Genomic DNA, 21,658 nt, shown 5'->3' with positions numbered 1-21,658 from the left:
GAATTATGATACAAAGTCTAAAATACGTTTCCAGCTTTTCTTTTTAAGCTGAATATTTTTGCCGTTTTCACGATTGAATTGCGCGATGATTTCGGTCTCATAGGTTTTATAAAGCTCAGGGTCAAAATTGGCGTCCTTTAAGTGCTCAAGTGCATAATCAACTGTTTTTCCTTCTTTAAACCATTTATCAAAAGCGTGGTGCCGAAGTCTAAAACCGAAGTTATTTACGCCCAAAAGCTTACCTGTAGATTTATCCCAGCGCAAGCGAAGACAGACTTTACCGTTTTTATGTTCCCAATAAAAGTCGCCTTCGTTTTCCTTGGCTTTTGCCCAAACCCAACCGTAAGTCTGGTATTCTATATCCAAAAATTTAGCAGAGTTGAACCAATGCCCCGGTTCATATTTGGTGGGTTTATCGCATAATGTTCTGGCGAGCGCTTCGCCCATCATTCGGCCTGTATACCAAACCTGTTCTATGTTTTTTCTTTCTCCGTTCGGCTCTAAAAACTCAGCACAATCGCCAAGGGCATACACATTATCAATATTGGTTTTTAAATATGGGTCTACCAAAATGCCTCTTTTTATTTCAATTTTCGAGCCTTTTAAGAATTCTATATTTGGAGAAACACCTACAGTGAGCCCCACGAATTCACACTGAATAGTTTCTCCCGCTCCAGTAACCACTGCTTTTACACGGCCGTTTTCATCAGAAAGAATTTCTTTTAATTCAGTCGCTAATCGAAGGTCAATGTGATGTTCTTTGATGTGGCGGTTGATCATTTGTGATTCACCGCTGGGTAAAACATTGTCCCAAAAGCTTTCTTCCCTCACTAAAAAAGTAACAGGAATATTTCTGGAGCGAAGCATTTCGGCCATTTCAATCCCAATCAAACCTCCTCCAACAATCACGGCCCTAGAAATATTCTTGGTATTGGCTTCCATGCTTTCCAAATCCTGATAGCTGTATAGGCCTTGTACGCCTTCTAAATCTTGCCCAGGCCATCCAAATTTATTCGGTTTAGAACCTGTGGCAATCACCAACTTATCATAAGTCATAGTTTCACCACCGGAAAAATGGAGGGTTTTACCATCAGTGTCTACTTTTTCTACAAAGGCGCGTTTTAGGTCAATTCTGTTTTTCTTCCAAAACCAATCCTCATACGGCTTGGTATGCTCGTATTTCATATGGCCCATGTAAATGTACATTAGCGCAGTTCTGGAAAAGAAATGGTCGGTTTCGGCAGAAATCACAGTGATTTTGTGGTCGCTGAGTTTACGGATATGCCGAGCCGTAGTAATGCCCGAAATGCCGTTTCCTATAATTACAATGTTATGCATAGCTGGATGATAATACCCAAGTTGAGGTTTTTAGTTGCCTGAACATGTCGTTTTTATGACTGTAATACAAATTCTTGATATTTGGCTTTCGCTTCTGCTGAATTTAAGGAATAAATGCCGCATGTTTAACCTCACCCTTGCTAAATGAATGAACATATTTATCTTGAGGAGTTATTCGGAATGGTCGTGCAACCTTTTATAAAGGCAACTATCTTTAGGCCAGATTTAAGTTTTAAGCATATGAAATCATTAATAGGAATTTTGAGACCCACTTTATTTGCCGCTTTTATGGTAATGTTTGCCGCGACCGCTTTTGGGCAAGCCAAGCAAAAGAGAGAGATATCTGGCGTTAGAGAGTTGAGTGTAAGTAATGCTTTTGCGGTTGAAATCCGAGTTGGAAATCAAGAATCTTTGGAAATAGAGATTGATGAGGACTACATGGATGATGTAATTACAGAAGTAAGAGGAGGTAGACTGACAATCAAAATGAGAGATCAATCTGGAAGAAGAGGCTATAGAATGAGAGAGACCCCGAGGGCTTATCTTACTGTAAAGTCGCTAGAATCAATTTCTGCCAGTGGTGCTGTTTCCATAAAAACCATGCAGACTTTAGAAAGTAGTAAAATGAGCATTGATCTTTCAGGAGCTTCATCTCTAAGCTTAGATTTAGATGTTAATGATTTGAACCTAGAAGTTTCTGGCTCATGCGTAATCAATTTAAAAGGTAGGGCCGATAGGCAAACGGTTAGAATTACAGGAGCCTCTACTTACAGCGCTTATGACCTTCAGAATAAAATTGCAGACTTGCGTGTTTCTGGTGCTAGTAATGCAAGAGTTAATGTTTCTGAAAGATTAGAAGCTAATGTTTCTGGTGCCTCTAGTGTTCGTTATCGCGGAAATGCTTCTGTAGATTCAGATACTTCGGGTGCTTCAAGCGTAAGAAAAGGAGAGTAGGTTTTTAGAATGTTTCTCTGAGTTTGAAAAGCTATATCAGAGGGGTATTCGCGTTGAGAGAGGAGAAGTCAGAGAAAAACAGATTCTTCCGAACGGTCGATTCTTTTCTATTTCAAATCGTGAAATTTAGATCCTTCGTTCCTCAGGAAAAGAAAGCAGGTGGTTTCGTTTCAATCGTTTTTTGGTGGTGGAGCAATCGCTAGACATTTTTCGGATTCTTAAACCACATACATTAATAGTTAACATGAACTTTACTTATATGCACTCTGCTTTTCATCCTGAGTGGTAACGAAGGAACTAGAAACACTTAGTGTCGAGAGATTAAACCGAAAGAGTCTGTTCGTGATATGAGCTTTTTGTCATGCACCAACAGACTCTTCTCATTCCCCCTTAAATTTTTGAATTAACTGTCTGGCTGCGTTTAGTGCGGGCAAAGACCCCTCTTTGACGGCTTTGGTGATTTCAGGAAGGCTGTTTTTTACAGCATTGTTGGTATAAAACTCTTGTTCCAATAAAGCACCGATGTTTTCCTTCATCCAATTCAAATTCTGAGCCTTTCGGTTGACATCAAAATAACCATTGGCTCGGGTGTGACGAACGTATTTCTCCATCATCTCCCATATTTCAGACAAGCCAGTGTTTTGTAAGGCAGAACAGGTTTTTACTTCAGGAATCCAACTTGATTCTGAAGCAGGGAATAGGTGAAGTGCATTTTGGTATTCAACTTTAGCCCTTTTTGCGGCTTTAATATTATCGCCATCTGCTTTATTGATGACTACCGCATCGGCCATTTCCATAATACCCTTTTTAATACCCTGAAGTTCATCGCCTGCTCCGGCCAACATGAGTAATAAAAAGAAATCGACCATACCGTGCACCAAAGTTTCCGACTGACCAACGCCTACGGTTTCGATAAAAATAACATCGAAACCAGCGGCTTCGCAAAGCAGCATCGCTTCACGGGTTTTGCCGCTTACTCCACCCAAAGCTGTGCCTGATGCAGATGGACGGATAAAGGCTTTCGGGTTTCTGGCCAAAGTTTCCATTCTGGTCTTATCACCCAAAATACTGCCTTTGCTCAGTTGGCTACTTGGGTCGATGGTAAGTACCGCTAAGTTTTTGCCTTGCTGCGTTAGAAACTCACCAAAGGATTCGATGAAAGTACTCTTTCCAACACCAGGAACTCCCGTAATACCAATGCGAATCGCCTTGCCCGCATGTGGAATAATGTTCTCCAACAATGCTTGCGCCAGCTCAATATCCGATGGTAAATTACTTTCTACCAAAGTAATGGCACGGCTCAAAATCAGGCGATCGGAATTCAATATTCCGTCCGTATAGGCTTTTACGCTAAGTCTTTTTGGTTTCAACATCTTCAGTACCGAAAGTAATAATTATTTAACTTGGCCAAACATGATTGTCGAACAAACCGATCAAATATCCTTAAGAAGACTCGATGGCATTTAAAAAACTTGGAAAACGGTTGCTGCTTTGGCCATTTGGGTTTCTGTTTCTGCTGATGACAATACTCTATTTTACACCACAAACGGCACGTTTGTTCTACCCAAAAGAAGTGTTGAACATTAGCCCATCAGAGGCGAAGAACTTAATTCAATCCCAAAAGCTACTGATCTTGGATGTTCGCGAACAAGCAGAATATGAAGTCAGTCATTTGTCGGGCGCCAAACGTTTTACACCCGAAGTACTGAAAAGCATTGAACCCGACACCGAGATTTTGGTGTATTGTACCGTAGGGGTTCGAAGTGCCAGTTTGGCGAAGGAACTTAAGAACCAAGGTTTTTCGAATGTGCATAACATTGATTTGGGCATTGTAAACTGGAAAAACCAAGGTTTTGAAGTGGTAGACGATAAAGAACAGACTACAGAAAAAGTACATGTATATAAGGGTATATTTGGCCATTGGTTGAAAAAAGGGGAAGCGGTTAAGTAAGATATATGGGAAAGGCATTACTCATCATTTTTGTTAAAAACCCAGAATTGGGAAGGGCTAAAACCCGCTTGGCCGCTACGGTAGGAGAGGAGGCCGCTTTAGCGATTTATAAACGTTTGCTGGAGCGTACTAAATCCATAACCCAACCTTTAGCGGTGGACAAAACTGTGTTTTACGATCAGGCTTTGGGCGAAAATGATTTATGGTCAGCGGAAGATTATTCTAAAGAAGTTCAATCGACAGGCGACTTGGGCGTGAAAATGCTTGAGGCTTTTCAATCTTCTTTTGCCAAGGGCTATGAAAGAATTTGCATCATTGGCAGTGACTGCTATGACTTAACTACTGAAATTCTAAACCAAGCTTTTTCCTCCCTCGAAAAACACGATGCCGTGATTGGCGAAGCCGTAGATGGAGGCTATTATTTGATCGGAATGAACCGCTTGATTACTGATGTATTTCAAAATAAGAAATGGAGTACCGAAGAGGTTTTCCCCTCTACCATTCAAGACTTTAAGAAGAAGGGGATTTCCTATTTTGAACTCCCTATTTTAAATGATGTTGATACCGAAGAAGACTTGGGCGATTGGGCACAAGATATTTTGAAAGGACACAGAAAAGCCTAAAAAGTGAATCTTGAAAGATTCCATTCTTTAATAAATTCAAGCTCAAATTTTAACCGTATGTCGAACCTGATTATTACCGCACTTTACATTTATCCGATTAAATCATTGTCGGGCATTGAAGTGGCCAAAGCCAAAGTAGAAAGCCGTGGTTTCCAAAACGACCGCAGGTTCATGTTAGTCGATGAAAACAATCAATTCATCACTCAGCGCAAATACGCTAAAATGGCCTTGCTTCAGCCAGAATTGACTACAACAGAAATTATAGTTCGGCACAAAACCGAAGCGGTAAGCCCGCTAAAAATCAGTTTGGACGAACCCAATACTTCTCCAGAAATGGTGACCATTTGGGACGATACCTGCCCTGCAAAACCGGTGAGCACCGAAGCTGACGAATGGTTCAGTGCTGTTTTAGGAATGAAGTGTAGGCTAATGTACATGCACGATGATTCCATCCGCCAAGCCGACCAGCGGTATGCCATTAACGAAACCGACAAAGTGAGCTTTGCCGATGGTTACCCTTACCTGATGATCAGTGAAGAATCTTTGGCTCAATTGAATGAGAAGCTTAATGAGTCAATTGACATGAGAAGGTTCAGGCCGAGTATTGTTTTTAAGGGAGGAAAGGCTCACGAGGAAGATGAGATAAGAAGAGTGTTTTGTAATGGTATTGAAATGTTTGGCGTAAAGCCTTGCGCCCGTTGCGTAATGACTACCGTGAATCCTGATACTTCCGAAAAGGGGAAAGAGCCATTAAAAACCCTCAGCTCTTATCGTCAAGTCGGTAACAAGATCCTTTTTGGAGAGAACTTTATTGCTACCAGCGAAGGCGAACTAAAAGTAGGGTATTTGCTTAAAGTGTTGGAGAGGAAAGAACCTGATTTAGCATAAGGAATAAGTATTCTATTTAACCACGGATAAAACTTGAGCGAGCAATCCATCTTAAAATTATTTAATTTTAAGATGGATTTATTAAGTTTATTTATATTTTCGGGCTTTTATAAAATGTCCTTCAAAAGTATAATTCTGTAGTGCTATGAGATTCAGGTTGTTAACTCTATTTTTTGTTTCAGTTCTAAGTGTTAATTGTTTCGCTCAAATTCGTTTTGATAAAGGATATTTTATAAATAATTCTGGTGAGACAGTAGATTGTTTGATAAGAAATGTGGCTTGGCGCAATAACCCAACCCAATTTCAATATAAGCTTGCAGAGGAAGGGCAAATACAAATTGCGGGTCTTGAATCTGTTAAAGAGTTTGGAATTTTGGGTGAATCAAAATACGTAAAGTTTGTGGGTGATATCGATAGATCAAGTGAAAGCCTTAGTGACATGAGTTATGATTTCGAACCATCGTTCAATAATGAAGAATTATTTTTAAAAGTAGTTATTGAAGGGAAGGCCAGTTTATATGAATACAGAGATGGAAATTTAACAAGGTACTTCTTTGGGATGCAAAATTCAGAGATTAGTCAACTCGTTTACAAATCTTACTTAACGGCAGATAAAAGAGCTTTAAAAAATAAGCAATATAAAAAACAACTTCAGGACGAGCTAAAATGTGAGGCAATTTCATTGAATACTATATCTGAATTGGAGTATGATAAAAAAGAGTTAGTTAGGCTGTTTATAGATTACAATGATTGTATTCATGCTGAATTTAATGATTTCTCAAAAAAAAATGACCAAGGAATATTTAAGTATAGGCTTAAGCCTGGTTTTCAAAGTGCTTCTCTTTCGTTGGAAAGAACGGGGCAGTATCAGAGTGCTACACAAGCATATAAATTGAACTTTGGAAGTGAGAAGAGGTTTAGTTTTGGGATTGAAGTGGAATATGTTTTCCCATTTAATAAAAATAAATGGAGCTTTTTTATTCAGCCAACTTATTTATCGCCATACAAGATAGAAAAAAAGGTCGAAATTGATAATGAGTCTGTAATAGCAAGATATAATTCAATTGATATTCCAGTAGGTATAAGGCATTACTTTTTTCTTAATGATGAATCTAACATATTTGTTAGTGCCTCCTATGTGATGAACACTACTTTAGGTAATTCAAAATTTGATTTTGAACAAAGTGAAGATTTGACCTTTAAAAGAGGTGCTAATTTAATGCTAGGGTTGGGCTATACTTATAATGATAAATATAGTCTCCATTTTGATTATGGTTTCAATCGGCAACTTTTGAATTATTTGTTTTATGATACAAAGTATAAAACAGCATCAATCGTCTTTGGCTATAAAATTTTCTAGGTATATAAACAGCTTTGGGGTTTCTAGCCTTTCTTCTTCGCTATTTTTTTAACTAAGAACTCAGCTAATCCGCCACCCACAAGTCCGGCAATAAGAATAAATAGACCATCAGTTAAACTGTAGTGGTCAAAGTAATACCCAGCAAAAATGAGTAGCAAAATTAAAGGGATTGAGTATTTAAGTTTCATAAGCGGAAATAGTATCTCTTAATTTAACGGGTAAGTATAAATGTTATAAGGCTCTTCATCTGGAAAACACACATAAAATCGTTTGTGTATTTTGTCATAGGTAAAAGAGCCAATTCTGCTATTAACTTCTAAAGTATACTGTTCTAAAGGGTTTCCGTCCCAATCGAACACTTGAATTTTGCCTTCGTCTGGCCATCTTCTCGAAGCATAGATTTTATTGTCAGCCTCTACCAGTGAAGAGAAATAACGTTTTATTCCCTCTGGCAATATTTGAATTCCAGGAGGGGGCAACAGGTTCTCCCTAGGGCTGACAATTGTGGAGCGGATATAATTTCCTTTCAAATCAAAGAAGTTCAATTCATCTAGGTAGGTGGGGGCTGCAACGAATCTGTTTCTCTTTTTATTGACAACAACCGAAGATTGAAAGATCATGAATTTTGTATAGTCCTTCAATTCTACATCCAATACTGGTATGAAAGGAATATATGTTGTATCCTTTGTGTTGGAGTTAAGAATAACAAATCTCCCACCAGTTTCAGGGTTGGCTAAAAAGAGAGAGTCATCAATATGATGTAAAGTCACGGTGACACTATTCAAATCTGGAGCGCGTTCTTGCGTAATGGCATTATCGCTGCCTTTAATTACTTTTAGAATATTTACTTCGGAAATTCGATTAGTACCTATGTCGTATAGCCTTATTACGGGTGAATTATTCTGTTTATCGTAAGAGGTTTGCTTTAACATATCTGGCATTTCAAATTCATTTGGGCCCGAACCCTGCGTGCCAATTTCTCCAAGTAGTTTATGGCTGTTTGTACTGTATATTTTTATGAAGGGCGCTTCTCTTTTTTGAATCACTAAAAATGTATCAACCACAACAAGGTTTGCCCAAGTAGTGGTGAGTATAATTTCCTTTGCAGGCTTGCCAGAAAGTATTGCTGTATTAGGGAATTCTTTGACGATTATATCTTGATTAGAAGCATCACTACCAGAAGAACTACAACTGGCGAAAATGAAAATGGATAATAGGAGACAGATGCAGGTTTTGAGCTTTGAAGACATAGTTGACCAGTTAATTTCAGATAAATGTTATTGACCTTTTATTATTTGTATAGAAAAATTAGGATCAATATAAGCACATGTACTTATTTTATTCTCGAAACGATAATAAAAAATGAGCTGCCTTTTTACAAAAGCAGCTCATTTGATTTAATGAATTCTTATTTATCGTTAGTGCGCCAAAGATTTTTCTTTGTGCTTTTTGATTTGTCTGCGTAAGGCTTCTGTACAATGATCGGTTGCGGCTTCGAACGAACCGTTGGTTTTTTCAGCAAAAAGCTGGTCGCCCGGAACGTTCAATTTAATCTCAACCGTTTTGTTTTCAATCCCCTCATTATTCACTCTTAAAATGACTTCTGCATCAATAGTTCGGTCGTAAAAGGTATCTAGTTTATCTAATTTTTTCTGAATGAAGTCGATCAACTTCTGATCTGCATCGAAGTGAACTGATTGAATCTGTACTTTCATAATCGTAATGTTTAAGGGTTAAAACTTAAGCTTTAGGGTGCGCCTGATCAAAAACCGATTTCAGCTTTTCAAGCGAATTGTGTGTATATACTTGCGTTGCCGCCAAGCTGCTGTGCCCTAAAAGATCTTTCACAGCATTAAGGTCTGCGCCTTTATTTAGAAGGTGCGTGGCAAATGTATGTCGCAAAGCATGGGGACTTTTCTTCTCGGTAGAAGAAACCATGTCCAGAAAATTATTTACTATTCTGTAAACCATCATCGGGTATGCCTTGTCTCCTTTGTTGTTTACGAGTAAAAATGCATTTGGATTGCCTCCGAACACATGATTTTTCTCAGCTTTATACTGAGCAATGAGTGAGAGGAGTGGTGCAGCTATGGGTATTACACGCTCTTTGTTTCTCTTACCCAATACTTTAAGGGTGTTTTGATGATGGTTAATATCCGAATCTTTGAGCCCAATTAATTCCGATAATCTTATGCCTGTTCCGTAAAGTAATTCGATGATTAGCTTTTGTCTCAGTCCTTCAAAGTCATGAGTAAATTCGAATCGGTCTAAAAGGTTGACTAATTCTTTTTCATCGGCAAAGCTGGGTAAGTCTTTTTGGGTTTTGAGTAAGCGAACCTTAAAGGTTGGGTCCTTAACAATTTTGCTCCGCTTAATCAAGAATTTGTAATACGACCTAAGGCTAGCAATTTTTCGGTTAACCGTACGGGGCGAAGTACCAGCATCCATTAAAGATAGCACCCAAGAACGCACCATTATTTGAGTGGCCAAACTTAGGTCACTGCATTTAAATTGTTCCGAAATGTAATTTGTGAATTGTGCGAGATCTGATTGATAGGAAATAACAGTATGCTTACTGTATCTTTTCTCGAACGATATGTATTTGAAGAATGAATCAACCATGTTAGCACGGTGCTTTCGCAAACAGTACTAACATAGTGATTAAATATGATTAGAAAAAGTAAGCCTTAGTAGTTTTCGTTGGCGTACATTTTTTCTTTGTAGGCAGCTTTGATCTTCTGAGCCCTGTTAGCAACTGAAGGTTTTTCGTAAGCTTGTCTTGCTCTTAGTTCTTTCAAAACACCAGTTCTTTCAAACTTCTTTTTGAACCTTTTTAGAGCCCTGTCGATAGATTCGTTTTCTTTTACGTTAATAATAATCATAATCCTTGAAACACCTCCCTTCAATTTGGACTGCAAAAGTAGGGGTTTTATTTTTCTAAACCATTGATTTCCACAAAAAAAGGACAGCTATTCGGCTGTCCTTCTCTATTCTTTTTCAAATTCAGGGTTGCTTACTTCAAAATTGACCTAGAAATTACCAGTTTTTGAATTTCTGAAGTACCCTCGCCAATCGTGCAAAGTTTCGAATCACGATAGTATTTTTCTACCGGATAATCTTTGGTGTAACCATATCCGCCAAAGATTTGCACCGCTTCGTTAGAGAATTCTACCGCACATTCAGAGGCATAATATTTAGCCATGGCCGATTCTTTGGTAACGCTTTTTCCGTTGTTTTTCAATTCTGCAGCCCTAAAAGTGAGAAGTTTAGCGGCTTCTAACTTTGTGGCCATATTCGATAACTTGAAGGAAATGCCTTGAAAGTTGAAAATCGGTTGGTTGAACTGCTCTCTTTCTTGAGAGTATTTCAATGCAGCCTCAAAGGCGCCTTCCGCAATACCTAAACTTAGTGCAGCAATCGAGATTCTACCTCCGTCCAAAACCTTCATGGATTGTATAAAGCCTTGACCTACTTCGCCCAAAACGTTTTCTTCAGGAACTCGGCAGTCTTCAAAAATCATTTCGGCAGTTTCTGAGCTACGCATGCCCAACTTGTCTTCTTTCTTTCCACCTTTAAAACCAGGCGTGCCTCGTTCTACCACAAAAGCGGTCATTCCATGAGAATCGCCCACTTCGCCTGTACGAACAATAACTACGGTAATATCGCTGCTTTTACCATGTGTAATCCAGTTTTTAGTACCGTTAATTACCCATTCGTTGCCGTCTTTTTTGGCTGTGGTTTTCATATTTCCAGCGTCAGAACCAGTGTTGGGTTCAGTTAAACCCCAAGACCCGATCCATTCGGCAGTAGCCAATTTTGGCAACCATTTTTTCTTTTGCTCTTCATTACCAAACTGAAGAATATGCCCCGTGCACAGAGAGTTGTGCGCGGCCATTGAAAGGCCAACCCCAGGGTCTAGTTTGGTCAGTTCCATAATGGCTGTTATGTATTCGTCATAACCAAAACCAGAACCACCGTATTCTTGAGGAACAATTACGCCCATAAGGCCGAGTTCGCCCAATTTCTTCATTACATCTACAGGGAAGGTTTGGTCATCGTCCCATTTATTTCTAAAAGGAGTTATTTCTTTCTCTCCAAAATCCTTGATCATACTGGCGATCATGGTTTGGTTTTCGTTTAGCTCAAAATCCATGGTTGTTATTATTTTCTGAAAATTACGCAATTTCATTAACCGAACAAACGATCGTTAGGTAAATTGATTGTCAATGGTTGATGTTCAATAATTTGTCAAGTTGAAAACCTTGTTGAATAGGAAGGCTGTCGAATAAGTGCAATCTGTTATCTTTGAACATGTTCAATACGGAAAACATGAATAAGATTTTAATAACAGGCGGAGCAGGCTTTATTGGAAGCCACTTGGTTAGGCTTTTTGTAAAGAAGTACCCAAATTATTCTATCTATAATTTAGATGCACTTACCTATGCTGGTAACCTCGAAAACCTGAAGGATATTGAGAATGAAGCCAATTATACTTTTATAAAAGGAGATATTAATGATGCTGATTTCTTAGATGGCATTTTTAAAGAACATCAGTTTGATGCAGTGATCCACTTGGCTGCTGAATCTCATGTAGACCGTTCAATTACCGATCCATTGGCCTTTGTGAAAACGAATGTAATCGGAACAGTAAATCTTTTGAATGCAGCCAAAAATACTTGGGCCGGAAACTTCGAAAACAAACTTTTCTATCATGTTTCTACCGATGAGGTATATGGTTCTTTAGGCGAAACGGGTTATTTCTTGGAGACTACTCCTTACGATCCACAATCACCTTATTCAGCATCAAAAGCGAGTTCAGACCATTTTGTGAGGGCTTATGCCAATACTTACAAAATGCCGATTGTGGTTTCGAATTGTTCCAATAACTACGGCCCTTTTCAGTTTCCAGAAAAGCTGTTGCCTTTGTGCATCAATAATATAAAAAACAATAAAGCCTTGCCTATTTATGGTAAAGGCGAAAATATTAGAGATTGGCTTTTTGTAGAAGATCACGCCAAGGCCATCGATATGATTTTCCATAAAGGACAACAAGGAGAAACCTATAACATTGGCGGCTTTAACGAATGGAAGAACATTGACATTGTGAAGCTGCTTTGCAAAGTAATGGACAAGAAGTTGGGAAGGGCTGAAGGTACTTCTGAAAAGTTAATTACCTACGTAACCGACAGGGCTGGCCATGACATGCGCTATGCGATTGATGCCAGTAAGATTAAAGAAGAATTGGGTTGGGAACCTTCCTTACAATTTGAAGAGGGAATGGAAAAAACCGTAGATTGGTACCTGGCCAACGAGGAATGGTTGGGTCATGTAACCTCAGGGCAGTATCAATCATATTATAGTAACCAGTACAAAGACTAATTATGAAAGGAATTATACTCGCAGGAGGCTCAGGTACAAGATTGCATCCGTTAACATTGGCAGTGAGTAAGCAGCTTATGCCTGTTTATGACAAGCCCATGATTTACTATCCGTTGTCAATATTGATGATGGCAGGCATCAAAGATATCCTGATCATCACTACACCTCATGATAACGCACTCTTCAAGAAATTGCTAGGAGATGGAAGTCAGTTGGGCTGTAATTTTCAGTATGCAGTGCAAGAAAACCCAGAAGGCTTGGCGCAGGCTTTTATTATTGGAGAAGAATTTATTGGAGAAGACAAAGTGGCCTTGGTATTGGGTGATAATATTTTTTACGGCTCTGGCTTGCCTAAACTGCTTCAATCAAATACTGAAGTAGAAGGTGGAGTGGTTTATGCTTACCGCGTTTCTGACCCAGAAAGATACGGTGTGGTGGAGTTTGATGAAGAAAAAAATGCCCTGAGCATTGAAGAAAAACCTACTGAGCCTAAATCGAATTACGCAGTGCCTGGGCTTTATTTCTATGACAACCGTGTAGTAGAAATTGCTAAGAATTTGAAACCAAGCCCTAGAGGAGAGCTGGAAATTACGGATGTAAACAAAGAATATTTAGCCAAAGGCGAGCTTAAAGTAAGTATCCTCGATAGGGGAACCGCTTGGTTGGATACAGGTACTTTCGAGTCATTAATGCAGGCAGGTCAGTTTGTTCAGGTGATTGAAGAAAGGCAAGGTTTTAAGATCAGCTGCATAGAAGAAATTGCTTACAGAATGAAATTTATTTCTAAAGAACAATTGGAAGCCATAGCCAAACCTTTGGTTAAATCGGGGTATGGGCAGTATTTATTGAGTTTGTTGAAATAGTTACTCGTTAAAGATTACAGTAAGCAAAGTTTCACCTACGGCTTGTAAGGTGGCTTTGCTTATTCCTTCCATATTATCTTGTGTGGTATGGTGGCCAGGAAAAAAGCTGTTCTGAGCCTTTCTATAGTCCATAATATCAATCATCGGAATTCGTGCATATTTATTGACGTAAACATGGTCGTCTATAAGTCCGTTTTGTAAAACACTTTCTTGTTTAAAGTATTTTTGATGGCCTAATTCATTGGCGATATCCCAAACCTGAGTGAGTATTCGGCCTGCATTTTCTTGCGACACTCCGTCAAAATAGAAGGTGGCATCTTTCGCGCCCACCATGTCGAGCAAAACTCCATAATAGGCAGTATAGTTAGGAATATGTGTTTTCTTACTCCAATATTGAGAACCCAAACACCACCATGAGTCTTTGTCTCCTTTCATTCTGCCGAAGTCCTCACCAGCATCACCCCAGTCTTCACCATCAAACAAAATGATATCGATACCCACATCTGGATTTTGAACTGAGCCAATAACTCTGGCCACTTCCAGTAAAACCCCAACCCCACTTGCTCCATCATTCGCACCATCCAGCGGAGCCCTTTTATTCTCAGGGTCATTATCCGCAAAAGGGCGAGTGTCCCAATGTGCGGCTAATAACAAGCGTTTTTTCTTCTCTGGATTAAAGCTCGCCACAATATTCTTGAGTTTGACTTTTACTCCACTGTACGTATATTCTTCAAATTCTTGTAGATATACTTTGGCGCCATACGATCTAAATTTCTCTTCAAACCATTCACTAGCTGCTTTGTGAGCTTCGGAATTGGGTACTCTCGGTCCAAAATCAACTTGTTTCTGAATAAATGAATAGATAGAGTCTACATTAAAGGCAGGCGCGGAAATAAGTGTTTTCGAATTGCCTTTTTCATTTTCTGAATTTTTTGATTCGGAACAGGCCAAGGCTGAACAAAATAGGGCAATCAACAAAAAGAAAATTAATCTGTGGCGTACCATCATTTTATGTTTGAGTTTTAGCCAAAATAATAGACTCCTAGGTTAAAATCTATCTCTCAGACATTTATTTGATTTGAATAAAAAAAACATTAATTTTGCATCACTTAAGGGAATTTACCACGAGGGGACCAAAAGTCCCCTCTTTGTTTTCTGATTATAGTTTATGGATTTAAAGGATTTTGTAGAGAAGGTGGCTTTAAGTAGCCTGAAGGATGAATCCTACTTTATCGTAGATGTGATTGTGAAAGGCGTTAGCGGAAAGACCAAAATTTTGGTGCTTTTAGATAGCGACAGCGGTTTTAACATTGACGATTGTGCAGATTTAAGCCGAGCCATCAGTAACGAAATGGAGACTGAGGCCATCATGGATGATCCATATATTTTAGAAGTTTCATCGCCTGGTCTTGATCATCCGTTGAAGTTGAAAAGACAGTATCAGAAAAATGTGGGCAGAGAGCTAAAGTTAGTTTTGACGGATAGCTCAATTGTAAAAGGAAAACTCATAGAGGTTTGCGAGAATACCATTAAGTTTGAAAAAGAAGTAAAAGAGAAAAAGAAAATAGGTTCTGAATTGGTGGAAATCAATTTCGATACTATCGAAAAAGCGAATGTATTAGTGTCATTTAAGTAATCAGAATGGACAGTTCAATATTAATCGAATCATTAGCAGAGTTTGCGAAAAATAAAAATGTCGACAGACCAACCATGATCAGAATTCTGGAAGATGTTTTCAGAACCATGATCAGGAAAAAGTACGAGGTTGATGATAACTTTGATATTATCATTAATGCCGATAAAGGTGACTTGGAAATTTGGCGCTTTAGAGAAATTGTTGACGATAACTCTGAAGATATTTGGGACTATGACAAGATAAGCCTTTCGGAAGCACGTAAGATTGAACCTGATTTTGAAGTAGGTGAGGAGGTTTCTGAGGAAATTAAATTACTAGACTTTGGACGTAGAGCCGTAATGACTGCTCGTCAGACATTGATTCAAAGGATTAAGGATTTAGAGAAGGATATTCTTTATCAGAAATATAAAGACTTAGTAGGCGAAATGATTACCGCTGAGGTATATCAGATTTTGGGTAGAGAAGTGTTGCTTATAGATGCCGAAGGGAATGAAATTTCGCTCCCAAAGGCAGAACAAATACCAAAAGATCGTTTCCGTAAAGGAGATTCTGTACGTGCGATTATCGATCGTGTAGACATGGTTAATGGCAACCCTAAAATTATTCTTTCAAGAACTTCAGGCGAATTCTTGGAAAGACTTTTCGAGAACGAAGTACCAGAAGTTTACGATGGTCTAATTACCATTAAGAAGGTAGTTCGCGAGCCAGGCGAAAGAGCCAAGGTAGCTGTTGAGTCTTACGATGATCGTATTGATCCAGTAGGCGCTTGCGTTGGTATGAAAGGGTCTAGAATCCATTCTATCGTACGTGAGCTTCAGAATGAAAATATAGATGTAATCAACTTTACCGACAACATCGAGTTGTATATCGCCCGAGCATTGAGTCCTGCTAAAATTACTAGCATGAAAATTCGGGAAGAAGATGGTAGAGTTTCAGTTTTCCTTAAACCAGACCAAGTTTCATTGGCCATTGGTAAAGGCGGACAGAATATAAAGCTAGCGTCTAAGCTAGTTGGGTTAGAAATAGATGTGTTCAGAGAACTATCTGAACTAGAAGAAGAAGATGTTGATTTGGATGAGTTTTCTGATGAAATCGACAGTTGGATTATTGATGAGTTAAAGAAAATCGGTCTAGATACCGCAAAGAGTGTGCTTGCTCTTTCTCAAGATGATATTGTGAGAAGAACAGAGTTAGAGGAAGAAACAGTAAAGCACGTTTTTGGTATCCTTTCGCAAGAATTTGATAAGGACTGAGATTTTTTAAACGCTTAAAAAAAGGGATATTTGAGTATGGCAGAAGAAAGAACGATGAGATTTAGCCAAGTGGCGAGGAAACTAAACGTTGGTCGTAGTACCATAGTAGACTTCCTTTCCTCTAAAGGATTTGATGTTGACAGCAGTCCAAACGCGAAAATCACTGGCGAGCAGTACAGTATGCTTGCCAAAGAATTTGCTGCATCAGCTTCTGAAAAAGAGGAGGCTTCTCATCTAACTATCGGTAATAAGCATACCGAAGAAAAGCCGGTTTCAAAACCTGAGCCTACTCCTTCAGTTGCTCCTAAAAAGATTGAAGAGCCAGAACCTGAAGAAAAAGAGGTGCTTATAAAGAACGTAAGCAGCGAAAAGGTTTTAAAGAAGGAAGAACCAAAACCAGCGCCTGCAGCTGAGGCACCAAAAGAGGTTAAGGAAACTCCGAAAGTTGAAAAAGAACAACCAAAACCTGAGCCTGTTAAGGAAGAGGTTAGTCCTGCTAAGGAAGAAGCAGCGCCTGTAAAGGAAACGCCTAAGGTTGAGAAAAAAGTAGAAGAACCTAAGAAAGAGGTGAAAGAGAACAAACCTCATACTTTTAAAGTATTGGGGAAAATCGACCTTGAACCTAAGAAAAAACCAGAGGCTAAAGCCAAGGTAGAAGAGAAAAAACCAGAAGAGCCTAAGCCAGCGGCACCCGTTGCACCAACTCCAGTTGAAAGCGAAACGATTAAAGCAAAAGCTGATTCGCTTAGTGGATTAAAGGTTCTTGGCAAAATAGAATTACCTACTAAGAAGGAGAAACCTAAGCAAGATCAAAACAAGGGCAATAATCAGTCTGCGGCCGATAAGAAGAAACGTCCTAGAAAAAGAATTCAATCTAAACCTGAACACCCTAATAGAGGTGGTGCTGCAGCTGGAGGAGGAGATAGAAGACCACCACAAAGAGGTGGAGGTGCAGATTCTAGAAAGAGAGTTCCGAAAGAAGAACTTACAGATAAGCAAATACAAGATCAAATCAAGGAAACTCTTGCCCGCTTAAGTGGCGGAAAAGGTGGCGGAAAAGGCCGATCTAAATACCGTAAGGAAAAGAGAAGTGCTGCCGCTGAAGCTGCCGAAGAAAGAATGCTTCAAGAGCACGAAGAGTCAAGAGTACTTAAAGTAACAGAGTTTATTTCTGCGAGTGATTTGGCTTCTTTAATGAATGTTACTGTAAACGAAGTAATCTCAACCTGTATGAGTTTGGGAATGTTCGTTTCAATTAACCAACGCTTGGATGCCGAAGCAATAACCATTATTGCCGATGAATTCGGTTTTGATGTAAGCTTTACTACCGCTGATGAAGACGTTGAAATTGTAGAAGAAACTGATGAAGCGGAAGATCTACTAGATAGAGCTCCAATCGTAACCATCATGGGGCACGTTGACCACGGTAAAACTTCATTACTAGATTACATTCGAGACTCTAAAGTAACCGAAGGTGAAGCCGGGGGAATTACCCAGCACATTGGTGCGTATGACGTAACCACTAAGGAAGGTAAGAAAATCGCTTTCCTTGATACTCCTGGTCACGAAGCCTTTACGGCCATGAGAGCCCGTGGTGCTAAAATTACTGACGTAGTAATTATTGTGGTTGCGGCTGACGATAACGTGATGCCGCAAACAAAAGAGGCAATTAACCATGCTCAAGTGGCTGAAGTGCCAATAGTAATTGCGATTAACAAAGTTGATAAGCCAAACGCTAACCCAGACAAGATTAGAGAAGAACTTTCTCAAATGAATATCTTGGTTGAAGATTGGGGTGGTAAATATCAGTGCCAAGAAGTTTCTGCCAAAACCGGTCAAGGTGTGGAAGAGCTATTGGAAAAAGTGTTGCTCGAAGCGGAATTGCTTGAGTTAAAAGCAAACCCAGAAAAGAACGCAGTAGGTACAGTAGTAGAAGCTTCTCTCGATAAAGGTAGAGGTTACTTAACTACTCTTATGGTTCAAGGAGGTACCCTTAAAATTGGAGATGTACTTTTGGCTGGGCCACATTACGGTAAGGTAAAAGCCATGTTCGATTACAGAGGAAACAAGCTAAAAGAAGTTGGACCGTCTACTCCTGTGCAAATGCTAGGTCTAGATGGAGCTCCACAAGCAGGTGACCGCTTTAATGTGATGAACTCTGAGCGTGAAGCGAGAGAAATCGCAAACAAACGTGAGCAGATTCTACGTGAGCAAAGTGTAAGAACTAAGAAACATATTACTCTAGACGAGATCGGTAGACGATTAGCCGTAGGTAACTTTAAAGAACTTAACGTAATCATTAAGGGTGACGTGGATGGTTCTATAGAAGCCTTAGGTGATTCATTATTGAAACTTTCTACTGAAGAAGTTCAAGTAAATATTATCCATAAAGGGGTAGGTCAAATTTCCGAATCGGATGTATTGCTTGCCTCTGCTTCTGATGCGGTAATCATAGGTTTCCAAGTAAGGCCATCTAGCGGTGCTAGAAGAATTGCTGAAAACGAAGAAATCGAAATCAGACTTTACTCTATCATCTACGATGCGATCAACGAAATCAAAGATGCAATGGAAGGTTTACTAGAGCCAACCGAGAAAGAAGTAATTACAGGTAACATCGAAGTAAGAGAAGTTTTCAAAATCTCTAAAGTGGGTACTGTTGCAGGTTGTTTCGTGTTAGATGGTTTCGTGAAGAGAAACAATCAAATCCGAGTGATTCGAGATGGTATTGTAACCTACACCGGTAACATCGGTCAGTTGAAACGTTTCAAAGATGATGTGTCCGAAGTTAAATTTGGTTATGAATGTGGTTTAAGCATTAAAGGATTTAACGACATTAAGGTTGGAGACGTAATCGAAGGTTTCGAGATTCAAGAAGTAAAAAGAACACTTTAAGTGCTCTAAAACATAAATTGAAAAGCCATTCTGAGAAATCGGAATGGCTTTTTTAATGAAATTAGTTTTCTTTTGGCATGGAAGTAACCCTTAAGTTTCTGATTGGTACTGCCGCATTAGCTGTGATGATTGGCCTGTATTCTCCTTGGCGTATGCTTTGGTGGATGAGCAAACAAAACCGATTGCTTGTGCTAAAATACTATGGAATTCCGCTGGTGGTTCTTGGCTTAATTTACCTCCTGTTTTATAGCTACTAACTTTCCAAAAGGTTCAAATTTTAAGGAAAGTTGTTTTATTATGCTTTCTCACACAACACCAGTTTTTTACCGCTTTGGTCTGTAGTGGCAAAAATGTAGAAATCACCTCCGTCTTTCAGCCCAGTTTTCTTTCTCATTTGCTCCACCGTCATGGGGTAGTTCCGAACGGTGATATTCGTTTTCATATTTGGTATGGCTTTGCGCAATTCTTTTTTGCTGAGGCTAATTTCAGCAATCGCCTTAAAGCTTCTACCTGGAAAATTGGCAACCAGTGTTTTAGAAGTGTACAAATGCGAATTCACATGTAGCTTTGTTAAACCGAGCCTAGCAGCAATACTTTTAAAAGCCCCAGCTTTCAAAATGGATACATTGGGCTCGTATAAGTAACTATCAATACTTCCATGAGCCAAGTGAACGCTCTGCTCTTCTTCATAATTGAACTCAAATCCTACTTCGGTATTTGCCAAGTCAATGGCCTTAATGATTGGATTTTCGCTGGCTTTATCATCAATAATAAAAAGGAGTTCTTTCACCTCATTGTTTATCGCCACAACGTGTACTTCGGTGGCTCCTCCTAAATCTTTTATAGCGCCTTTAATATCTAATAGCGGTGAAGTCTTCATTAGTATTGACCTGCCTTTGGCTTTCATTAACGGAAGCAATGAGAGCACATTGGGCTCACAGTCTTCAATTCTAAAAACCTTTTGGTCGTGGTTTCCCCTTCGGGCCGGATCCAGAAAAATAAGATCGAATTTTTCGGAAGTTTTGTTTAGGAAATCCTCGGCCTCGGTAGTGTGAAACTCAGCAGATGTTAAGCCCAAGCATTTCATGTTATGCCGCGCTATTTTCACCAAGTTGGTTTGCCTTTCTACATAAAAACCATTTTTGAAAGACTTTGAAAGGAAGGAAAAATCGATGCCCATTCCGCCAGTCAGGTCTACGAATTTTCCACCCGAGAACAATGAGGCTTTGTATTCAGCAGTAAGGGCAGAAGATGACTGCTCTAAGCTAAGTGGTGGAGGATAAATTAGATTGGTTGTCCTGTGCCAAGTGGGTAATTTAGTTTTCGCTTTTTTTCTAGATTGAATTTGTTCAACCACCTCTTTCAAAGGAATATCAGCATACTGTTTTGCCCGAAGCATCAAAGTAGCGGGATCATCGTTTTCATGATCCCGAATAAACTTTTGAACCTCAGGTGTTAGCAGTGCTTCAATCAAAAATTAGCTATTTTTAGATAAGTATTCAGCAATTTGAACTGCATTGGTAGCCGCTCCTTTTCTCAGGTTGTCGGCCACAATCCACATATTCAATGTGTTGGGTTGGCTTTCGTCTCTTCTTAAGCGCCCTACAAAAACAGCATCTTTTTTATGTGCTGTCAGTGGCATTGGGTAAAGATTGTTTTTAGGGTCATCCTGTACAATTACGCCATCAGCATTTTCTAAAATACCTCTTAACTCTTCTAGGTCGAAATCATTTTCGAACTCAACATTCACTGCTTCCGAATGGCCACCCACCGTTGGGATTCTTACCGTAGTAGAAGTTATGCGTATAGAGTCGTCACCAAAAATTTTCTTGGTTTCATTCACCATTTTCATTTCCTCTTTGGTGTAGCCGTTGTCCAAAAACACATCTATATGTGGCAAGGCATTCATGTCTATTTTATGCGGATAAGCCATGTCTCCTTGGATTCCATTGCGCTCGTTCATCATTTGATCAACAGCCGCTTTTCCTGAACCCGTTACCGATTGGTAAGTAGAAACCACAATTCTTTTAATCTTGTATTTTTTGTGCAAAGGCCCTAAAGCCACCACCATTTGAATGGTAGAGCAGTTGGGGTTAGCAATAATTTTATCTTCCGCAGTAAGGCTAGTAGCGTTAATTTCTGGTACAATTAGTTTGTGATCAGGGCTCATTCGCCATGCAGAAGAATTATCGATAACTGTGGAACCAGCAGCAGCAAACTTTGGAGCCCATTCTAATGAAGTACTTCCTCCAGCTGAAAAAATAGCGTAGTCAGGTTTTAATTCAACCGCTTTGGCCAAGCCAATTACTTCATATTCCTTTTCTTTAAAGGTCATTTTTTTTCCTACAGACCTTTCAGAAGCCACAAGAAGTAACTCATCAAACATGAAATTTCTTTCGGCTAAAACTTCTAAAATTTCTCCACCTACAAGTCCGGTGGCGCCAACTACTGCTATTCTCATTTTTTATTTCATTATTTTACACTCATAATCAAATGATTATGGAAAATAGAACCATATTTT

General features: G+C 39.3%; 22 protein-coding genes. 11 read left to right on the top strand and 11 right to left on the bottom strand.

The window, feature by feature from the left end:
* Positions 1 to 3: 3 nt before the first annotated feature.
* On the bottom strand, positions 4 to 1,338 hold the full coding sequence (locus tag OB69_RS03385; RefSeq protein ID WP_053222281.1) for an NAD(P)/FAD-dependent oxidoreductase: 1,335 nt from the start codon (positions 1,336 to 1,338) through the stop codon (positions 4 to 6).
* A gap of 240 nt (positions 1,339 to 1,578) precedes the next feature.
* Here OB69_RS03385 and OB69_RS03380 point away from each other — a divergent pair, with 240 nt between their 5' ends.
* The gene (locus OB69_RS03380) at positions 1,579 to 2,292 is read left to right on the top strand and encodes a head GIN domain-containing protein (protein WP_185096856.1); all 714 of its coding nucleotides are present in this window, start codon (positions 1,579 to 1,581) and stop codon (positions 2,290 to 2,292) included.
* Between the two features lie 380 nt (positions 2,293 to 2,672).
* Here OB69_RS03380 and meaB read toward each other — a convergent pair whose 3' ends face one another.
* On the bottom strand, positions 2,673 to 3,665 hold the full coding sequence (gene meaB / locus OB69_RS03375) for a methylmalonyl Co-A mutase-associated GTPase MeaB (RefSeq protein ID WP_053222279.1): 993 nt from the start codon (positions 3,663 to 3,665) through the stop codon (positions 2,673 to 2,675).
* A gap of 83 nt (positions 3,666 to 3,748) precedes the next feature.
* Here meaB and OB69_RS03370 point away from each other — a divergent pair, with 83 nt between their 5' ends.
* From OB69_RS03370 to OB69_RS03355, 4 genes are all read left to right on the top strand, one after another.
* On the top strand, positions 3,749 to 4,243 hold the full coding sequence (locus tag OB69_RS03370) for a rhodanese-like domain-containing protein (RefSeq protein ID WP_082338054.1): 495 nt from the start codon (positions 3,749 to 3,751) through the stop codon (positions 4,241 to 4,243).
* A gap of 5 nt (positions 4,244 to 4,248) precedes the next feature.
* Entirely contained in the window at positions 4,249 to 4,866 is a 618-nt protein-coding gene (locus OB69_RS03365) for a TIGR04282 family arsenosugar biosynthesis glycosyltransferase (protein ID WP_053222277.1), read from the top strand.
* 57 nt (positions 4,867 to 4,923) lie between these two features.
* Positions 4,924 to 5,754: an MOSC domain-containing protein gene (locus tag OB69_RS03360; protein WP_053222276.1), complete on the top strand. Its 831-nt coding sequence runs from the start codon at positions 4,924 to 4,926 to the stop codon at positions 5,752 to 5,754.
* Positions 5,755 to 5,899: 145 nt separating this feature from the next.
* Positions 5,900 to 7,114, top strand: a complete 1,215-nt coding sequence (locus OB69_RS03355) for a porin family protein (RefSeq protein ID WP_053222275.1) — start codon at positions 5,900 to 5,902, stop codon at positions 7,112 to 7,114.
* Between the two features lie 23 nt (positions 7,115 to 7,137).
* On the opposite strand, the gene OB69_RS18790 is transcribed toward OB69_RS03355, so the two are convergent.
* From OB69_RS18790 to OB69_RS03330, 6 genes are all read right to left on the bottom strand, one after another.
* Positions 7,138 to 7,302, bottom strand: coding sequence for a hypothetical protein (locus OB69_RS18790; RefSeq protein ID WP_221404847.1), 165 nt, complete (start codon positions 7,300 to 7,302; stop codon positions 7,138 to 7,140).
* Between the two features lie 18 nt (positions 7,303 to 7,320).
* Entirely contained in the window at positions 7,321 to 8,364 is a 1,044-nt protein-coding gene (locus tag OB69_RS03350) for a TolB-like 6-bladed beta-propeller domain-containing protein (RefSeq protein WP_053222274.1), read from the bottom strand.
* Positions 8,365 to 8,532: 168 nt separating this feature from the next.
* Positions 8,533 to 8,829, bottom strand: a complete 297-nt coding sequence (gene hpf / locus OB69_RS03345; RefSeq protein WP_053222273.1) for a ribosome hibernation-promoting factor, HPF/YfiA family — start codon at positions 8,827 to 8,829, stop codon at positions 8,533 to 8,535.
* A gap of 25 nt (positions 8,830 to 8,854) precedes the next feature.
* Positions 8,855 to 9,736, bottom strand: a complete 882-nt coding sequence (locus tag OB69_RS03340; RefSeq protein WP_053222272.1) for a tyrosine-type recombinase/integrase — start codon at positions 9,734 to 9,736, stop codon at positions 8,855 to 8,857.
* A gap of 65 nt (positions 9,737 to 9,801) precedes the next feature.
* Entirely contained in the window at positions 9,802 to 9,996 is a 195-nt protein-coding gene (gene rpsU / locus OB69_RS03335; protein WP_053222271.1) for a 30S ribosomal protein S21, read from the bottom strand.
* 131 nt (positions 9,997 to 10,127) lie between these two features.
* Positions 10,128 to 11,267 (bottom strand): acyl-CoA dehydrogenase, encoded by a 1,140-nt coding sequence (locus OB69_RS03330; protein WP_053222433.1) that lies wholly within the window; start codon positions 11,265 to 11,267, stop codon positions 10,128 to 10,130.
* 176 nt (positions 11,268 to 11,443) lie between these two features.
* On the opposite strand from OB69_RS03330, the gene rfbB reads away from it, so the two are divergent.
* Positions 11,444 to 12,493, top strand: a complete 1,050-nt coding sequence (gene rfbB, locus OB69_RS03325) for a dTDP-glucose 4,6-dehydratase (protein ID WP_053222432.1) — start codon at positions 11,444 to 11,446, stop codon at positions 12,491 to 12,493.
* Positions 12,494 to 12,495: 2 nt separating this feature from the next.
* Complete coding sequence (gene rfbA, locus OB69_RS03320) at positions 12,496 to 13,356, top strand: glucose-1-phosphate thymidylyltransferase RfbA (RefSeq protein ID WP_053222270.1); 861 nt, start codon at positions 12,496 to 12,498, stop codon at positions 13,354 to 13,356.
* Here the strand turns inward: rfbA and OB69_RS03315 are convergent, their stop codons facing one another.
* Positions 13,357 to 14,364 (bottom strand): M28 family peptidase, encoded by a 1,008-nt coding sequence (locus tag OB69_RS03315; protein WP_071426691.1) that lies wholly within the window; start codon positions 14,362 to 14,364, stop codon positions 13,357 to 13,359.
* Positions 14,365 to 14,524: 160 nt separating this feature from the next.
* Here OB69_RS03315 and OB69_RS03310 point away from each other — a divergent pair, with 160 nt between their 5' ends.
* The 4 genes from OB69_RS03310 (at position 14,525) to OB69_RS03295 (ending at position 19,394) form a co-directional block, all read left to right on the top strand.
* Positions 14,525 to 14,992 carry a ribosome maturation factor RimP gene (locus OB69_RS03310; protein ID WP_053222269.1) on the top strand — a complete coding sequence of 156 codons (468 nt, stop codon included), beginning with the start codon at positions 14,525 to 14,527 and terminating at the stop codon, positions 14,990 to 14,992.
* 5 nt (positions 14,993 to 14,997) lie between these two features.
* Positions 14,998 to 16,245, top strand: a complete 1,248-nt coding sequence (gene nusA, locus OB69_RS03305; protein WP_053222268.1) for a transcription termination factor NusA — start codon at positions 14,998 to 15,000, stop codon at positions 16,243 to 16,245.
* Between the two features lie 36 nt (positions 16,246 to 16,281).
* Positions 16,282 to 19,137, top strand: a complete 2,856-nt coding sequence (gene infB, locus OB69_RS03300) for a translation initiation factor IF-2 (protein WP_053222267.1) — start codon at positions 16,282 to 16,284, stop codon at positions 19,135 to 19,137.
* A gap of 77 nt (positions 19,138 to 19,214) precedes the next feature.
* Positions 19,215 to 19,394, top strand: a complete 180-nt coding sequence (locus OB69_RS03295; RefSeq protein ID WP_053222266.1) for a hypothetical protein — start codon at positions 19,215 to 19,217, stop codon at positions 19,392 to 19,394.
* A 38-nt stretch (positions 19,395 to 19,432) separates the two neighbouring features.
* Here the strand turns inward: OB69_RS03295 and OB69_RS03290 are convergent, their stop codons facing one another.
* Together OB69_RS03290 and OB69_RS03285 are read right to left on the bottom strand one after the other, a co-directional pair.
* Entirely contained in the window at positions 19,433 to 20,611 is a 1,179-nt protein-coding gene (locus OB69_RS03290; RefSeq protein ID WP_053222265.1) for a class I SAM-dependent methyltransferase, read from the bottom strand.
* 3 nt (positions 20,612 to 20,614) lie between these two features.
* Positions 20,615 to 21,598: an aspartate-semialdehyde dehydrogenase gene (locus tag OB69_RS03285; protein ID WP_053222264.1), complete on the bottom strand. Its 984-nt coding sequence runs from the start codon at positions 21,596 to 21,598 to the stop codon at positions 20,615 to 20,617.
* Between the last annotated feature and the right edge of the window lie 60 nt (positions 21,599 to 21,658).

The organism is Roseivirga seohaensis subsp. aquiponti (genome assembly GCF_001267955.1).
Taxonomy (GTDB): Bacteria; Bacteroidota; Bacteroidia; order Cytophagales; family Cyclobacteriaceae; genus Roseivirga; species Roseivirga seohaensis.
This window is presented reverse-complemented; position numbering and strand designations above follow the sequence as displayed.

Coding starts and splice junctions, on each gene's coding strand:
- rpsU (WP_053222271.1), bottom strand. CDS start 9,996: ATGATTATTATTAACGTAAAAGAAAACGAATCTATCGACAGGGCTCTA.
- OB69_RS03365 (WP_053222277.1), top strand. CDS start 4,249: ATGGGAAAGGCATTACTCATCATTTTTGTTAAAAACCCAGAATTGGGA.
- rfbA (WP_053222270.1), top strand. CDS start 12,496: ATGAAAGGAATTATACTCGCAGGAGGCTCAGGTACAAGATTGCATCCG.
- OB69_RS03350 (WP_053222274.1), bottom strand. CDS start 8,364: ATGTCTTCAAAGCTCAAAACCTGCATCTGTCTCCTATTATCCATTTTC.
- OB69_RS03315 (WP_071426691.1), bottom strand. CDS start 14,364: ATGATGGTACGCCACAGATTAATTTTCTTTTTGTTGATTGCCCTATTT.
- OB69_RS03310 (WP_053222269.1), top strand. CDS start 14,525: ATGGATTTAAAGGATTTTGTAGAGAAGGTGGCTTTAAGTAGCCTGAAG.
- rfbB (WP_053222432.1), top strand. CDS start 11,444: ATGAATAAGATTTTAATAACAGGCGGAGCAGGCTTTATTGGAAGCCAC.
- OB69_RS03295 (WP_053222266.1), top strand. CDS start 19,215: ATGGAAGTAACCCTTAAGTTTCTGATTGGTACTGCCGCATTAGCTGTG.
- OB69_RS03330 (WP_053222433.1), bottom strand. CDS start 11,267: ATGGATTTTGAGCTAAACGAAAACCAAACCATGATCGCCAGTATGATC.
- OB69_RS03355 (WP_053222275.1), top strand. CDS start 5,900: ATGAGATTCAGGTTGTTAACTCTATTTTTTGTTTCAGTTCTAAGTGTT.
- meaB (WP_053222279.1), bottom strand. CDS start 3,665: ATGTTGAAACCAAAAAGACTTAGCGTAAAAGCCTATACGGACGGAATA.
- OB69_RS03385 (WP_053222281.1), bottom strand. CDS start 1,338: ATGCATAACATTGTAATTATAGGAAACGGCATTTCGGGCATTACTACG.
- OB69_RS03340 (WP_053222272.1), bottom strand. CDS start 9,736: ATGGTTGATTCATTCTTCAAATACATATCGTTCGAGAAAAGATACAGT.
- hpf (WP_053222273.1), bottom strand. CDS start 8,829: ATGAAAGTACAGATTCAATCAGTTCACTTCGATGCAGATCAGAAGTTG.
- nusA (WP_053222268.1), top strand. CDS start 14,998: ATGGACAGTTCAATATTAATCGAATCATTAGCAGAGTTTGCGAAAAAT.
- OB69_RS18790 (WP_221404847.1), bottom strand. CDS start 7,302: ATGAAACTTAAATACTCAATCCCTTTAATTTTGCTACTCATTTTTGCT.
- OB69_RS03380 (WP_185096856.1), top strand. CDS start 1,579: ATGAAATCATTAATAGGAATTTTGAGACCCACTTTATTTGCCGCTTTT.
- OB69_RS03370 (WP_082338054.1), top strand. CDS start 3,749: ATGGCATTTAAAAAACTTGGAAAACGGTTGCTGCTTTGGCCATTTGGG.
- infB (WP_053222267.1), top strand. CDS start 16,282: ATGGCAGAAGAAAGAACGATGAGATTTAGCCAAGTGGCGAGGAAACTA.
- OB69_RS03285 (WP_053222264.1), bottom strand. CDS start 21,598: ATGAGAATAGCAGTAGTTGGCGCCACCGGACTTGTAGGTGGAGAAATT.
- OB69_RS03360 (WP_053222276.1), top strand. CDS start 4,924: ATGTCGAACCTGATTATTACCGCACTTTACATTTATCCGATTAAATCA.